The sequence below is a fragment of the Lactobacillus sp. PV034 genome (genome assembly GCF_014522305.1).
Lineage (GTDB): Bacteria > Bacillota > Bacilli > Lactobacillales > Lactobacillaceae > Lactobacillus.
This window is the reverse complement of the sequence record NZ_CP041982.1, coordinates 841,518-856,785: the sequence shown is the minus strand read 5'-3', so window position 1 is coordinate 856,785 and position 15,268 is coordinate 841,518. Positions and strand designations below refer to the sequence as shown.

The 15,268-nt window shown below is 34.2% G+C and carries 16 protein-coding genes; all 16 read left to right on the top strand.

The window, feature by feature from the left end; translation table 11 throughout:
• The first annotated feature begins 7 nt into the window (after positions 1–7).
• The 16 genes from pstC (at position 8) to FP432_RS04360 (ending at position 15,266) form a co-directional block, all read left to right on the top strand.
• Positions 8–1,015: a phosphate ABC transporter permease subunit PstC gene (gene pstC, locus FP432_RS04435; RefSeq protein ID WP_265488126.1), complete on the top strand. Its 1,008-nt coding sequence runs from the start codon at positions 8–10 to the stop codon at positions 1,013–1,015.
• Complete coding sequence (gene pstA, locus FP432_RS04430; RefSeq protein ID WP_265488124.1) at positions 1,015–1,905, top strand: phosphate ABC transporter permease PstA; 891 nt, start codon at positions 1,015–1,017, stop codon at positions 1,903–1,905. The genes pstC and pstA overlap by 1 nt, the downstream gene beginning before the upstream one ends.
• Positions 1,906–1,915: 10 nt before the next feature.
• On the top strand, positions 1,916–2,728 hold the full coding sequence (gene pstB, locus FP432_RS04425; RefSeq protein ID WP_265488123.1) for a phosphate ABC transporter ATP-binding protein PstB: 813 nt from the start codon (positions 1,916–1,918) through the stop codon (positions 2,726–2,728).
• Between the two features lie 10 nt (positions 2,729–2,738).
• Complete coding sequence (pstB, locus tag FP432_RS04420; protein ID WP_265488122.1) at positions 2,739–3,506, top strand: phosphate ABC transporter ATP-binding protein PstB; 768 nt, start codon at positions 2,739–2,741, stop codon at positions 3,504–3,506.
• Positions 3,507–3,517: 11 nt separating this feature from the next.
• Positions 3,518–4,225, top strand: coding sequence for a phosphate signaling complex protein PhoU (phoU, locus tag FP432_RS04415; protein ID WP_265488121.1), 708 nt, complete (start codon positions 3,518–3,520; stop codon positions 4,223–4,225).
• Between the two features lie 91 nt (positions 4,226–4,316).
• The gene (locus FP432_RS04410; RefSeq protein WP_265488120.1) at positions 4,317–4,763 is read left to right on the top strand and encodes a MarR family winged helix-turn-helix transcriptional regulator; all 447 of its coding nucleotides are present in this window, start codon (positions 4,317–4,319) and stop codon (positions 4,761–4,763) included.
• A 121-nt stretch (positions 4,764–4,884) separates the two neighbouring features.
• Positions 4,885–6,654 carry an ABC transporter ATP-binding protein gene (locus tag FP432_RS04405; RefSeq protein ID WP_265488119.1) on the top strand — a complete coding sequence of 590 codons (1,770 nt, stop codon included), beginning with the start codon at positions 4,885–4,887 and terminating at the stop codon, positions 6,652–6,654.
• Between the two features lie 180 nt (positions 6,655–6,834).
• Positions 6,835–7,302 (top strand): Dps family protein, encoded by a 468-nt coding sequence (locus FP432_RS04400; RefSeq protein WP_265488118.1) that lies wholly within the window; start codon positions 6,835–6,837, stop codon positions 7,300–7,302.
• Between the two features lie 104 nt (positions 7,303–7,406).
• Entirely contained in the window at positions 7,407–8,333 is a 927-nt protein-coding gene (rbsK, locus tag FP432_RS04395) for a ribokinase (RefSeq protein WP_265488117.1), read from the top strand.
• Positions 8,333–9,031 carry a ribose-5-phosphate isomerase RpiA gene (gene rpiA / locus FP432_RS04390; RefSeq protein WP_265488116.1) on the top strand — a complete coding sequence of 233 codons (699 nt, stop codon included), beginning with the start codon at positions 8,333–8,335 and terminating at the stop codon, positions 9,029–9,031. Before rbsK ends, rpiA begins: the two co-directional genes overlap by 1 nt.
• 16 nt (positions 9,032–9,047) lie before the next feature.
• Entirely contained in the window at positions 9,048–9,566 is a 519-nt protein-coding gene (locus FP432_RS04385; protein ID WP_265488115.1) for a hypothetical protein, read from the top strand.
• Complete coding sequence (locus tag FP432_RS04380; RefSeq protein ID WP_265489604.1) at positions 9,566–10,519, top strand: nucleoside hydrolase; 954 nt, start codon at positions 9,566–9,568, stop codon at positions 10,517–10,519. The genes FP432_RS04385 and FP432_RS04380 overlap by 1 nt, the downstream gene beginning before the upstream one ends.
• Positions 10,519–11,247, top strand: coding sequence for a GntR family transcriptional regulator (locus FP432_RS04375; protein WP_265488114.1), 729 nt, complete (start codon positions 10,519–10,521; stop codon positions 11,245–11,247). The genes FP432_RS04380 and FP432_RS04375 overlap by 1 nt, the downstream gene beginning before the upstream one ends.
• 1 nt (position 11,248) lies before the next feature.
• Positions 11,249–11,905, top strand: coding sequence for a DNA alkylation repair protein (locus FP432_RS04370; protein ID WP_265488113.1), 657 nt, complete (start codon positions 11,249–11,251; stop codon positions 11,903–11,905).
• A 156-nt stretch (positions 11,906–12,061) separates the two neighbouring features.
• Positions 12,062–14,470, top strand: coding sequence for a phosphoketolase family protein (locus FP432_RS04365; protein WP_265488112.1), 2,409 nt, complete (start codon positions 12,062–12,064; stop codon positions 14,468–14,470).
• Positions 14,471–14,612: 142 nt separating this feature from the next.
• Complete coding sequence (locus FP432_RS04360) at positions 14,613–15,266, top strand: nitroreductase (RefSeq protein ID WP_265488111.1); 654 nt, start codon at positions 14,613–14,615, stop codon at positions 15,264–15,266.
• Positions 15,267–15,268: the final 2 nt, after the last annotated feature.

Below are 15,268 nucleotides of genomic sequence, written 5' to 3'. Positions count from 1 at the left end.
AGAGCTAATGAATATAAAACATAAAAACAAAGAAGATCTAAAAGATGTTGTTAATCAAGCCTTAGAAGATCAAACAATCAAACACGTAAAATTAAATAAAATTGGACCGGATAAGGCTAATGTTGATAAACTAACTAGACCTTCTAAAGAAACACGACAAGAATATTGGGGTAAGGGATTGACCTATGCGGCAATCATTCTAATTATTATTTTAGTTGTTTCAATTATCGGGTTTGTTGCTGTTCATGGATTAGCAACCTTTACTCAAAATCATGTTAATTTATGGAAGTTTTTAACATCATCTGATTGGAATCCAGGGGCAGGAAAGAATTTTGTTGGAGCAGCTCCAATGATTGTAACTTCTTTTGCAGTAACACTTTTTTCAGCGATTGTAGCAACTCCATTTGCGATTGCAATTGCTTTATTTATGACTGAATATGCCTCTAAGCGTGGAAGTAAATATTTGCAATTCGTAGTAGAACTTCTAGTTGGAATTCCCTCAGTAGTTTATGGTTTCTTGGGTTTAACAATAGTTGTACCTTTTATTAGAAATATTTTCGGAGGTACAGGTTTTGGGATTTTAGCAGCTACACTAGTGTTATTTGTAATGGTTTTACCAACAATTACTTCTTTAACAGTAGATGCTTTGAAAGCTGTCCCTAAACATTATCGCAAAGCGTCATTAGCATTAGGTGCTACACACTGGCAAACAATTCATCGTGTAGTTTTACGTGTAGCAACTCCTAGAATTTTAACTGCAGTTATTTTTGGAATGGCAAGAGCCTTTGGTGAAGCTTTAGCAGTACAAATGGTAATTGGTAATGCGGTATTAATGCCAACTAATTTAATTAGTCCATCTGCTACTTTAACTAGCCAGTTAACTAGTCAAATGGGTAATACAGTTATGGGAACTTTACCGAATAATGCTCTTTGGTCACTAGCATTATTACTATTGATAATGGCCTTATTCTTTAACTTTTTAGTTCGCTTAATTGGTCGAAAGGGAGAAAAATAATGAATGCAAAGATAACCAATAAGATTGCTACTGCAGTTATCTATACTTTAGTTGGAGTTGTAGTAATTATTTTGGTCGGAATTTTGGGTAATATTTTAGTATCTGGAGTTCCTCACTTATCATGGCACTTTTTGACATCTGAAGCTTCTTCTTTTCAAGCTGGTGGAGGAGTTCGCGATCAATTATGGAATTCGCTTTATCTACTTATATTAACTTTAGTAATTTCAATTCCTGTAGCCATTGGTGCGGCAATTTATTTATCTGAATATGCTAGTGATAATTGGTTTACTGCTTTAATTAAAACTACTATTGAAATTTTAAGTTCACTTCCTTCGATCGTGGTCGGTCTTTTCGGATATTTATTATTTGTTGTTGAATTTCACTTTGGTTTTTCAATTTTAGCTGGAGCTTTAGCATTAACCTTTTTTAATCTGCCAACTTTGACAAGTAATATTCAGCAAGCTTTAGAAGGAGTTCCCCAATCACAGCGAGATGCGGGCCTTGCTTTGGGCTTATCTAACTGGAAAACTATCAAGGGAATCGTATTGCCAGCAGCTCTTCCAGGAATTTTAACTGGTGTCATTTTGAGTGCTGGTCGTATTTTTGGGGAAGCAGCAGCTCTTATTTATACTGCAGGTCAAAGTGGTTCAATTATTAGCTTTACTAATTGGAATCCATTTAGTCCCACAAGTTTTTTGAATATCATGCGCCCAGCAGAAACATTAGCTGTTCATATTTGGCGTGTTAATACTGAAGGAATCATCCCGGATGCCAATATGGTTTCAGCAGCAACCGGTGCCTTATTGATTATTGTAGTAATTTTATTTAATTTGGGTGCACGCATACTAGGCAATCATTTATATAGCAAAATGACTGCAGCAAAGAGTTAGAGGTAGTTTAATGGAAAATAAAACTTCTAGTTTTACCAATGAAAAGCCACATATTATTGATTTTGACAAAAAAGATTGTATTTTATCAGCGCAAGATTTAAGTGTATTTTATGGTGGAACTACACAAAAGTTATTTGATGCAAGCTTACAGTTTAAGAAAAGAACAATTACTGCCTTAATTGGTGGATCTGGTTCTGGTAAGTCGACATTTTTACGCTGTCTTAATCGGATGAATGATAAAGTTGCTAGAGTAGATGGAAAAATTATCTATCATGGTTTAGATATTAACAAATCTAATATTAATGTTTATGAATTACGTAAAAATATTGGGATGGTATTTCAAAAGCCTAATCCATTTCCAAAATCTATCCGTGAGAATATTACCTATGCTTTGACTGCAGATGGGGAAAGAGACAAGAAAAAAATTGATCAAATTGTAGAAGAGAGTTTAAGAGCAGCAGCTTTATGGGATGAAGTTAAGGATAATTTAGATAAAAGTGCTTTAGCTTTGTCTGGTGGTCAGCAGCAGCGGTTATGTATTGCTAGAGCTTTAGCTTTAAAGCCTGAAGTACTTTTACTTGATGAACCCGCAAGTGCACTTGACCCGGTTTCGACTTCAAAACTTGAAGATACTTTGAAGCAATTAAGATCTGATTATTCAATGATTATGGTTACACATAATATGCAGCAGGCTTCAAGAATTAGTGATTATACTGCGTTTTTCCATTTAGGACATGTAGTTGAGTATGATACAACAGCTAATATCTTTACTAATCCACAAGGAAAATTAACAGAAGATTACATTAGAGGTAGTTTTGGATAAGGAGAATAGTATGGTAGATAATGCAGGTGCAATTATTACCACAAAAGATGTCCATTTAAGCTATGGTAGTCATGAAGCACTTCATGGTATTAGCTTAGATTTTAAAGAAAATGAGTTAACTGCTTTGCTCGGCCCATCTGGATGTGGAAAATCAACCTTTTTACGCTGTCTGAATCGTATGAATGATGACATTCCGAATATTAAAATTACCGGTGATATTCGTTTTGAAGGAAAAAATATTTATAGTCCCAAAACAGATCTGGTTTGGTTAAGAAAAGAAGTAGGAATGGTTTTTCAACAACCTGCACCATTTCCATTTTCTGTCTATAAAAATATTGCGTATGGCTTACGGCTTGAGGGAATTAGAGATAAAGCTTTAATTGATCAACGAGTAGAAGAAAGTTTGAAACAAGCTGCCATTTGGAATGAAGTTAAAGATGATCTTAATCGAAATGCGCAAGCATTTTCTGGTGGACAACAACAAAGAATCTGTATTGCTAGAGCTTTAGCAGTTCATCCAAAGGTGGTATTGCTTGATGAACCAACAAGTGCACTGGATCCCATCTCAAGTTCAGAAGTTGAGGAAACTTTAGCAAACTTAAAGCATGAATTTACTTTTATTATGGTTACGCATAATTTACAACAAGCTAGTCGTATTTCAGATAAGACTGCCTTTTTAATGAATGGCGATCTTATCGAGTATGGTCCAACTGAAGAGATGTTCTTGAATCCCAAAAATCAAATTACAAGTGATTACCTTAATGGTCGTTTTGGTTAGGAGTAAGAAAGATGCATGAAGTTTTTTTAGATGAATTAAAGAAGTTAAATACAAGATTTATGAACATGGTAATTGATGTAAGTGAAGAAATTGATGGCTCTACGCAAGCATTTATTGACCATGATAAAAAGGCAGCGCAAAAGTTAATTAAAGATGATAAAGATATTTCGGCGGATGCTTTAAAAGTAGAAAAAAGAACGTTGAAGTTAATTGCTTTACAGCAACCAGTTGCAAGTGATTTTAGAAATGTAATTTCTATTTTAAAGGCTACTACTGATTTGGAACGAATTGGTGAAAATGCAATGTCAATTGCAGCTGAAACAATTAGGGTTAAGGGTAATAAAAGAATTGAAGAAACAGAAGAAATTATTACCCAAATGTCTAAAAAAGTAACTTTTATGTTGGACCAAGTTTTAAAAGCTTTTGTTCAAAGTGATGAAACCTTAGCCCGTGCAGTGGCAAAAGAAGATGATGAGATTGACCAACTTTATGTGCAAGCTAGAAAATCAATTGTTGAGGGTGTAAAAACAGATAATACCGCAGCTACGGCAGCGGCAAGTTACTTTATGGTAATTCGCCTTTTAGAGCGTATTGGTGATCACGTAGTTAACTTAGCCCAATGGGTAGTTTACAAAGTTTCCGGTGAACTAGTTGATTTAAATGAAGATGAAAGTCTTGAAAGTGAGTTAGGACTTGATCCGGACACTTCAAAAGAGTAGCATTAAAAATCTTCCTGAGGGAAGATTTTTTTATTAAATAATGTTAATTAGATATCTAACTGTTATAATAAAAATGTAAAGGATGATTATAATGGTGAATAAAAAAGAAAAATTTGAAGAAGCTAATCAACTCTTTAGAATATATATGAAAAATACGCAGCGAATTTTTAATTCTTATGCTGCACAGATGAACTTGACCACGCAGCAAGCTCGGTCGCTAGCCTATATAGAGCGTCATCCCGGTTTAATTCAAAGAGAATTGGGACAAAAATTTTGTGTAAGAAATGCATCTATCACTAATATGGTTAAAAATCTTGAACGAGATGGCTATGTTGAGCGGAAAAAAGATAAAGAGTCAGCACGCATCAAACGTATCTATTTAACTCAAAAGGGCAAAGAGAGTGTTGAACAAATTAATCTATTTTTTACTAAGGTGAACGAACAACTCTTACATAATATTGATGAGCATGACCTTGATATGATAAATAAAGCCATGAAACATATTATTAAAGACATGGAGAAGATAAATTTTGAATAAAGATGCTAATTGCGGGCATCTTTATACTTTTAATCGAAATAAGTTAGATAATTGACAGTTAGACATCTACATGTTTAAATATATAAAAATTAGATATCTAACAATTTGATGAGGAAAAGAAATGAACACTTCACATAAGAGTGCGCTTAAAGAAGAGAATTTAAGCGCAGAACGACAAAAATTAAGTTTTAAAGAATTTTTTAGTTTAATTAATAAATTGCATCCACATTATTCACGATTAATAATCGGTATTTTATTAGGACTTGTGGGAACAGCTGCCAATCTTTTTGTTCCTCAATTAGCTCAGCGTTTAATTAATAATTTTAAGTCACTTAATCCACAGTTAATTATTCTCGCTCTAATTGTCTTCATTGGCGGGCTAATTATTAGTGCTATCTCTGGCTATATTTTAGGAGTTTTTGGTGAAAATGTGGTGTCTAATTTGCGCAAGTTAGTTTGGAGAAAATTACTTGCCTTACCAGTTAAATATTTTGATAATAATAAAACTGGTGATACAACTTCGCGATTAGTAAATGATACTTCACAGGTAAAACAGCTATTAGCTTCAACTTTGCCCAATGCTTTGACTTCTTTATTTCAATTCTTTGGTGCACTTGTAATTATGATTGCCATGGATTGGCAAATGACTATTTTAATGTTTGTGGGAGTTCCACTTTTGGTATTTGCAATGCTTCCAATTTTAAAACAATCTCGCAAGATTGGACGTCAACGTCAAGATGAATTAGCTAATTTTTCCAGTGAATCAACAACGGTCTTAAGTGAAATAAGACTAGTTAAATCATCGAATAGTGAAAACTATGAAATTAACAATGGCCACCATCGTATTCATAAGTTATACGCGGTAGGAGTAAAAGAAGCATTTATTAATTCGCTTACTCAACCGATTACTAATATGTTGATGATGATTCTATTTTTGGGAATTCTTGGTTATGGTGCAATACGGGTGATGAATGGGTCAATGACTATGGGAGCTCTGGTTTCATTCTTAATGTATCTTTTCCAAATTATGAGTCCCGTAATAATTATTAGTCAATTTTTTAACGAATTATCAAAAACTAGTGGGTCAACTGAACGTCTGCAGCAAATTCTTAGCGAAAATGAAGAATTTCTTACTGAGAAGAAGCAATTTGATATTGCAAACAAAGAGTTAAAATTTGAAAAAGTGAACTTTTCTTATGAAAATGGTAAACAGATTCTCCATGATATCAATTTAGAGGCTAAACCCAATTCTGTAGTCGCTTTTGCAGGACCATCTGGCGGAGGTAAATCAACCATTTTTGCTTTAATTGAGCGTTTTTACCAGCCTACATCTGGTGAAATAAAAATTGGTAATGAAAATATTGATCAAATTGATTTAGCTCATTGGCGTAAGCAAATTGGTTTAGTAGGCCAAAACTCAGCCGTCATGCCAGGAACTATTAAAGAAAATTTAGTTTATGGACTCCAAAAAGAAGTTACTGAAGATAAATTATGGCATGTATTGAAGTTAGCATATGCAGATGGTTTTGTTAAAGAAATGGAAGATGGACTGAACACGCAAATTGGGGAACGTGGAATAAAACTATCGGGTGGTCAAAGACAAAGAATTGCAATTGCAAGAGCATTCTTACGCGATCCTAAGATTCTAATGCTTGATGAAGCAACAGCTAGTTTGGATTCAGAATCTGAAGCAATGGTACAAAAGGCGTTAAATGAATTAATGAAAAATAGAACCACCTTAGTTATAGCCCATCGACTAAGTACAATTGTTGATGCGGACAGAATATACTTTATTGATCATGGTACTGTAGACGGCGCTGGTACGCATGAAGAATTAATTAAATCTACACCTAAATATGCTAAATATGTGAAGAGTCAATTTAAAAAATAAAAGTTAATTTAGGAGAAAAATTGTTAACGGCTCCATTTTTCAATATCCACTTAGTTCAGTAAAAGAGATAAATCTGTTCTTACATCACTAAAATTCCAAGGTGCTTATCTTTGTAGATAAGCACTTTTTGATGTTAGGATAAAGCTGAACAAGGAAAAAGGGAATTAGGAGGTAACAATTATGGCATATCCTAAAACAGAACAAGTATTAAATCAGATTGTGGCAGATTTAACTCAAGCACATATGGTAGTACACCAACATCATTGGTACATGTTAGGACACAGATTTATCAAATTACACTTTTATTTAGATAAAGTCATGGATCAATTGTCTGATCAACAAGATACGGTTGCTGAACGTTTAATTGAAATTAATGGTAGCCCAATTTCCACTTATGAAGAAGTTTTGGCAGCAACTAAGATTCCTGACCAAAAGGGTTCTTGGGACTTAAGTATGGATGAAAGACTTCAACTTATTTTAGATGCCTATAAGACTCTTCGTGACGATTATGAAGAGGGAATTAAGGTATCAGCTGCTGAAGGTGATGACTCAACTAATGATATGTTAATTGAGTTCCATACTGCAATTGAGAAGAGAATTTGGCTTATCGCAGCAGAATTGGGTCAACGTCCAGGTGCTGGTGAATAAAGTTAATTTAGTATTTTAATAATTTACTTAAAGGCATCTCGGCTAGGGATGCTTTTTTGATATAATTAAATTACCAAATAGCTGATGAAAGGATATAGAAACTGATGAATAAAGTGACTATTATTGGATCAATCAACGTTGATAATATTTTACATATCAAAAAATTACCTCAACCTGGTGAAACTATAGCCATGACAGAATTTTCTAAAGCCGCTGGTGGTAAAGGTGCTAATCAAGCAATTGCAAGTGTGCGTGGAGAAAATGAAACTGTATTTGTTGGTCGCGTTGGTGATGATGAAAATGGAAGATTTATGCTTGATCAATTTAAAGAAAATGGCATAAAGGTTGATCATATAGCAATGAGTAATAATCAACAAACTGGACAAGCCTATATCTTATTACAAGAATCGGGGCAAAACTCAATTATTATTCAGCACGGTGCTAACTTTGATTTAAGTGTAGAAGATGTGGAAGCTGCTAGAGACGATATTGCAAGTAGTGATTTTGTAATTGCTCAATTTGAAACTCCTATTGAAGCAACAAGTGCAGCTTTTAAAATTGCACGTCAAGCAGGAAAAGTAACAATCTTAAATCCTGCACCAGCAAAAAGTAATATTCCAAAAGAATTATTAGAGTTAACAGATATTATTACTCCCAACGAAACCGAAGCCCAAGGGATCACTGGGATTGAAGTTGTAGATGAAGCCTCAATGGCAAAAAGTGCGCAATACTTTCATGATTTAGGAGTAAAAGGTGTTATCATCACCTTAGGAAGTACAGGTTCATATGTTTCTTATAAAGATTTAGCAGAAATAGTTCCCGCTTTTAAAGTCCAACCAGTTGATACAACAGCAGCAGGTGATACTTTTATTGGAGCATTAGCAAGTGAATTGAAGACTGATTTAAGCAATATTAAAGATAGTGTGATTTACGCCTCTAAGTCTTCCTCATTTACGGTACAAAAGCTTGGGGCTTTTCCTTCTATCCCTAAACGAGAAATTGTAGAAAAAGCTTTGAAGGAGGAAAATTAATGGATAAAAAAGAACAGGATCAATTAAAAAAAGAAGCAGCAATTAAAGCAGCTGCTTTAGTAAAAAATGGTTCAGTATTAGGAGTTGGAACTGGGTCAACGGTTGCCTTTTTCATTGATGCTTTAGGAAAGCGGAAGGATAAAGAAGGGTTAACTTTAAAACATATTGTTACAACTTCTAATCGTAGTAAAAAACAATTAGAAAGTTTGGGTTTCAAGGTTGATGAATTAAAAGATATCGATCAGGCTGACTTAACCGTTGATGGCGCTGATCGAGTAGATCGAAATCTAGATGGAATAAAAGGTGGTGGCGGTGCCTTAACTTTAGAAAAAAATGTTGCTATAAATTCAAAGCAAAATATTTGGATAGTTGACGAATCTAAAGTTGTAGAGCATTTGAGTGGTTTCCCACTTCCTGTTGAAGTTTTACCAATTTCAGCAGAGCAAAATTTTAAAAAATTTGAAGCTGAAGGCTTAAAGCCACAGTGGCGCAAGAATGAAGATGGTAGTCGCTATGTTACTCATTATGGAAACTATATCATTGATTTAGCAATAGAGCCGATTCCTGTACCAGAAGGATTGGCTGCATATCTTGATAAAACAGTCGGTGTAGTTGAACATGGTTTATTTTTAGGTATTTGCGACAAAGTTATTATTGCTAAAGCTAATGGTGCGATTGAAATAAAGAGTAGAATTTAGATAAAAAGTAAGTAAGATGGAAAATCAAAATAATACAACACAAACCCCACAAAGAAAAAAACGTTTAAATTGGATTATTATCATAGTCCTAGTTATCCTTGCTGCTATTGGTTTTGTAATATATCGTAATCATCAAGAAGCTACCATCTTAAATGGAGCTTACAAAGTTACAGCTGAAGATGTCTTCATAGCAGAGAAGGGGGATAAAAGGCCAGATTATTTTTATTTCAAAAAAGATGGTACTTTGCTTTATATAATGCCAGAAACTAATAACTACTATGCTACTTATGCAAGTGGTAAGTGGGTGAGCCTAGGCAATAATAGATTTAAACTTAGTTTTGATTGGAATGGTGATGAGGATCATTTTTCAATTGAAGCTGAAAAATCTGGCAACCTGCTCAAAACATTTAAGAAAAAGGGACACTGGCCAACAAATGATGTATATAACAAGGTAAGTATCCCCGAAGAACAATTTATTAAACAATATCAAAAGGCACGTGAATCAGAAGCTAAATATTCTGAAGATGATGATTAATAGTCTTACTAGAAAGGACGGAAAAGAGCAATGACAAAAAGAGAGTAATTTTAAGTACTGATCCAGGAATTGATGATATTGCCGCAACAACATTTTTACTTTTTGATCCTCAAGTTGATCTCCGTATGATTGTAGCGACATGGGGCAATGTGTCTTTAAAGTATACGCTTCAAAATGCTTTAAAATTAGAAACTTTTTTACATACTAAAGTTCCAGTTGTAGTTGGAGCAAATCAACCTTTGGTACGTCCAGCTATCAGTGCTGCATCTGTTCATGGTGAAACTGGAATTGCGGGTTACGAATTTCCTAAGGAAGATACTAGCTTAATTAAAAAGGGGTTAGCTGCAACTTTAATGCACGAAGAAATTCAAAATAGTCCTGAAAAAGTCACATTGATGGGAATTGGACCCTTAACTGATTTTGCTTTACTTTTTAAGCAATATCCTGAAGATCTTGAAAAAATTGAAGAAATTGTAATTATGGGTGGAAATATTGGTCACGGTAACCACAGCCCATTTGCTGAATATAATATTGCTGGCGATCCAGAAGCTGCACAAATTGTGTTGCAAAGTGGTTTGCCAACACGCATTGCTCCACTTGAAATTGGAAATAAGGCTCACATTACTGCATCTGAATTAGATAAAATTAAGGCATGTGGTGAAGTAGGAAATATGTTGTATTCACTATTTTCTAATATTCATGAACCTGATGGTGATGAACGCATTAAAATCTATGATCCAACAGCTGTGGGAATTTTACTTCATCCTGAATTCTTTGATTTAAAACCAGCTCATATCGAAATTGAATTAGCTGGTCGCTATACTTATGGTGCTAGTGTAATGGACTTTTTAAGCGATAATCCTAATACAGAAGTAGCAGCTGATGTTGATACCCAAAAATTTGCTGAATGGTTTATTGAAGAAATTAAACAAGCAGACCAAGGGAGAAAGTAATGGCCGATTTAGTTTATCGCTCAGTGATGCGTGACATTAAACAAAAAATTCTTAATAAAGAATATGATGGTATGCGACTGCCCGATGAAAGATCATTAAGTGAGCAATATCATGTTAGCCGCTCATCTATGAAACGTGCTCTTGGCTTGCTAGCACAACAGGGAATAGTTTTTAAAAAAAGAGGAAGCGGCACTTTTATCAATCCTTTATACTTAAAAAATCAAGCTCTTTTTAAGTATGATGGTTCCAACTTGGGAATTACCGATTCATTTAGTGTACCTGGCAAAAAGCAAAGTATTGAATTGCTAGATTATCAAGTAATTAAGGCTAATTCAGACTTAAAACAAGATTTATTCTTGCAAGACTCTGATTTCGTATATCAAATTAAACGTTTACGTTTGTTAGATAATCAGCCATTTATGATTGAAACAGGGTTTATTCCCATTAAGATTGCACCAGAACTTAATCCAGAAATCCTAAAAAAATCTTTGTTTAACTACCTGGAAGATACGCAGTCTAAAACTGTAACTCGTTCATTTTTAACAATTACTGTAGAACCGTCTAATTTAGATGATCAGTCCAAGTTAATGTTAGCTCCTAATGAACCTGTTGGTGTAATGGAGGGAATCTTTTTCTTAGATGATGGAACTCCTTTTGAAGTTTCAAATATGCGCATTCATTATAAGTACATGAAATATAATACTTTTGTGAACTTGAATGGAGAGTAATATGGACTTTCAAAATTTACAAAATAAATTTGTGCAAAATGCCGATGCAAAAATGGCTAATGAAATGCAGCGGTATATGAAAGACAAATTTTTGTTTTATGGGTACCATACTCCTGAACGGCGAAAAATATATGCTGAGGATCTAAAGCAGGAAAAGAAAAATAAAAAAATTGATTGGATTTTGTTGGATCAAGCTTGGGATGATCCTCATCGCGAGATGCAATATTTTGCGTGTGATTATTTAATTGCTTTGAAAAAGTATTTAGAATTTTCAGATATGAGTAAAATTGAAAATTACATTCGAACAAAATCCTGGTGGGATACAATTGATAGTTTGATTAAACCAATCGGATATTTAGGTTTGAAAGATAATAGGATTGCAGACTTGATGCTAACTTGGTCAAAAGATAGTAATCTTTGGATACGGCGTGTTGCAATTGAACATCAGTTATTACGCAAAGAAAAATTAGATACAGAGTTATTAGAACGAATTATCCTTAATAATCTGAATAGTAATGAATTTTTTATCAACAAGGCTATTGGTTGGGCATTACGTGATTATTCAAAAACTAATCCTAATTGGGTAAAAATTTTTATCGAAAAATACTCAGATAAATTAGCTCCGCTTTCAATTAAAGAAGGTAGCAAGTATTTATAGTAAAGAAGGCGGAGAAGACTGCCTTCTTTTGCTTTATTAAGAAAAATTAAAATTGGAACCTACCAATTGATAAAATGGTTGAATAACGAAGTTAACTATTTTATTATTAACTGTAGGAAGAATAAAAGTTTACAACATAACTTTAAGGAGAAAATTATGGCAGTAAATTACGATTCAAAAGAATATATAAATAGTGTAGATGCATATTGGCGCGCAGCCAACTATTTATCAGTTGGTCAATTATTCTTAATGTCTAATCCACTTTTAAAAGATGAACTAAAAGCTGAAGATGTTAAGCCTAAGCCAATTGGACACTGGGGTACAATTGTGCCACAGAACTTTATTTATGCACATTTAAATCGTGCAATTAAGAAGTATGATTTAAATATGTTTTATATTGAAGGTTCTGGTCACGGTGGCCAAGTAATGGTTTCAAATTCTTATCTTGATGGTTCATATACTGAAAGATATCCAGAGATTACCCAAGATGAAAAGGGAATGACTAAATTGTTTAAACAGTTTAGTTTCCCAGGTGGAGTTGCTTCACATGCAGCTCCTGAAACACCAGGTTCTATTCATGAAGGTGGGGAACTAGGTTATTCACTTTCTCATGGTGTAGGTGCAATTTTAGATAATCCAGATGTAATTGCTGCTGTAGAAATCGGTGATGGTGAATCTGAAACTGGTCCATTAGCTGCATCATGGTTCTCAAGTAAGTTCATTAACCCAATTAAAGATGGAGCAGTAATTCCAATCTTACAAATTAATGGATTTAAGATTTCTAACCCAACTATCGTCTCACGTATGAGTGATGAAGATTTAACTAAATACTTTGAAGGAATGGGCTGGAAGCCATACTTTGTATCTGCTTATAAAGATGGTGAATTTAATGGCTACAAGGATCACATGGAAGTTCATGAAGAAATGGCTAAGACTATGGATCAAGTAGTTGAAGAAATTAAGGCTATTCAAAAGAATGCTCGTGAAAATAATGATGATTCTCAAGTTAAATGGCCAATGATTGTCTTTAGAGTTCCTAAGGGATGGACTGGTCCTAAGTTTGATCTCGATGGTAACCCAATTGAAAATAGTTTCCGTGCTCACCAAATTCCAATTCCAGTAGCTCAAGGTGATATGGAGCATAAAGATATGTTGATCGACTGGATGAAGAGCTACAAGCCAGAAGAATTGTTCAATGAAGATGGTTCTCCAAAGGATATTGTCTTGGAAAATACTGTTCAAGGTGACCAAAGAATGGCAATGAATCCTGTAACTAATGGTGGAATTGATCCTAAAGTTTTGAACATGCCAGATTATCGTGATTTTGCGATTAAGTTTGATAAGCCAGGTTCTGTTGAAAAACAAGATATGGCCGAATGGGCAAAATATTTAGATGAAATCGCTAAATTAAATCCAGATAATTTCCGTGGCTTTGGTCCAGATGAATCTAAATCTAACCGCTTATTCCAATTACTTGATAATCAAAAACGTCAATGGATGGAAAGTATTCACGAACCAAACGATGAAGACTTAAGCAAGACTGGTCGTTTAATTGATTCTCAATTATCAGAACACCAAGATGAAGGTTGGCTTGAGGGTTATGTTCTTACTGGACGTCATGGCTTCTTTGCTACTTATGAAGCGTTTGGCCGTGTAGTAGATTCAATGTTAACTCAACATATGAAGTGGTTGAGAAAAGCTAAAGAACAAGAATGGCGTCATGATTATCCAGCATTGAATATTGTGGATACCTCCACTGTTTTCCAACAAGATCACAATGGATATACTCACCAAGATCCAGGTTTACTTACTCACTTATTTGAAAAGGGACGTGCAGATTTAATTCATGAATATCTTCCAGCAGATACTAACTCCTTACTTGCAGTATCTGATAAGGCATTTAGAGATCGTGAAGTTATCAACGTTTTAGTTACTTCAAAACAACCACGTCCACAATGGTTTACAATTGAAGAAGCTAAAAAATTAGTAGACAGAGGATTAGGATATGTTGATTGGGCATCTACCGATAAAGATGCAAAACCAGATATCGTGTTAGCTTCAACTGGTACTGAACCAACAATCGAAACTTTGGCAGCTATCGATTTACTTCATAAGCGTTTCCCAGATCTTAAGATCCGTTACGTAAACGTAATTGATGTAATGAAGATGATGACTCCAGAAAAGAATCCAGAGGCAATGAGCAAAGAAGAATTTGATCGCTTATTCCCTAAGGATATTCCTGTAGTATTTGCTTGGCATGGTTTCAAACCAATGATGGAATCTATTTGGTTTGATCGTGGCCGTGGTAAAGATGATGTTCATATTCATGGTTATGAAGAAAATGGTGACATTACTACTCCATTTGATATGCGTGTCTTAAACCACATGGATCGTTTCGATTTAGCAAAAGATGTCGTTGAAAGTGTTCCAGGCATGGTAGAAAAGAACGCTGCTTTCCTTAGTGAAATGGATGATATGATTTCAAAACACCACCAATACATTCGTGATAATGGTAAAGATATGCCAGAAGTTACTGAATGGAAATGGACAGGTTTAGAAAAATAAATAAATAAAAAGAGGCAAAAAGTAGCCTCTTTTTATATTAACCAAATATTTTTTTAATAAAATACTTGCAAATATCAGCTAATATTACGTAATATTAGGATAGGGTATTTGGAAGAATATTTAAGTTGTTAGGAGAATATCTATGGAATTTGAAGAAGTTTTAGAGAAAGAACGTGCAGTTAGAAAATTTACTGATCAAAGAGTTAGTGAAAAAACTGTTCGTGCAATCTTGGCTGATGCGCAACGTTCTCCATCTTTATTAAATTCTCAACCTTGGCGTGCATATGTTGCATCTGGAAAAGTAGTTAGAGAAATTAGAGAAAAGTTTAGGACTTTAACAGAAGCGGGTGAACAGCCTAGAGAAGATTTTGCTTCTCTAATGAAAGTTGAGTGGGATACTTATCCAAGCCAAAATATGGCTACAATGAGTGATACATTAAATTATTTTTTACATGGTGAAATGAAGCAATTTGATGAAGCTCAAATTAATTTATTTAATGCACCAACTTTGGTTTTCTTAACAATTCCAAAGAAATCACCTGCTTGGTCTATTTTTGATTTAGGAGCTTTCGCACAAACTTTAATGCTTTCTGCTGTAGATCATGGTATCTCTGCCATGCCAGCACATGCAATTGTGCGTTATCCTGATATCATTCGTCAATATATGCCAATTGCAGAGGATGAGGCAATTGGTATAGGAATTGGTCTAGGCTATAAAGATAGACGTGCTTCAATTAATGATTATCGTTCAAAGCGTGAATCTCTTGATCGAGTAGTAAAATTTGTTAAAGATTAATT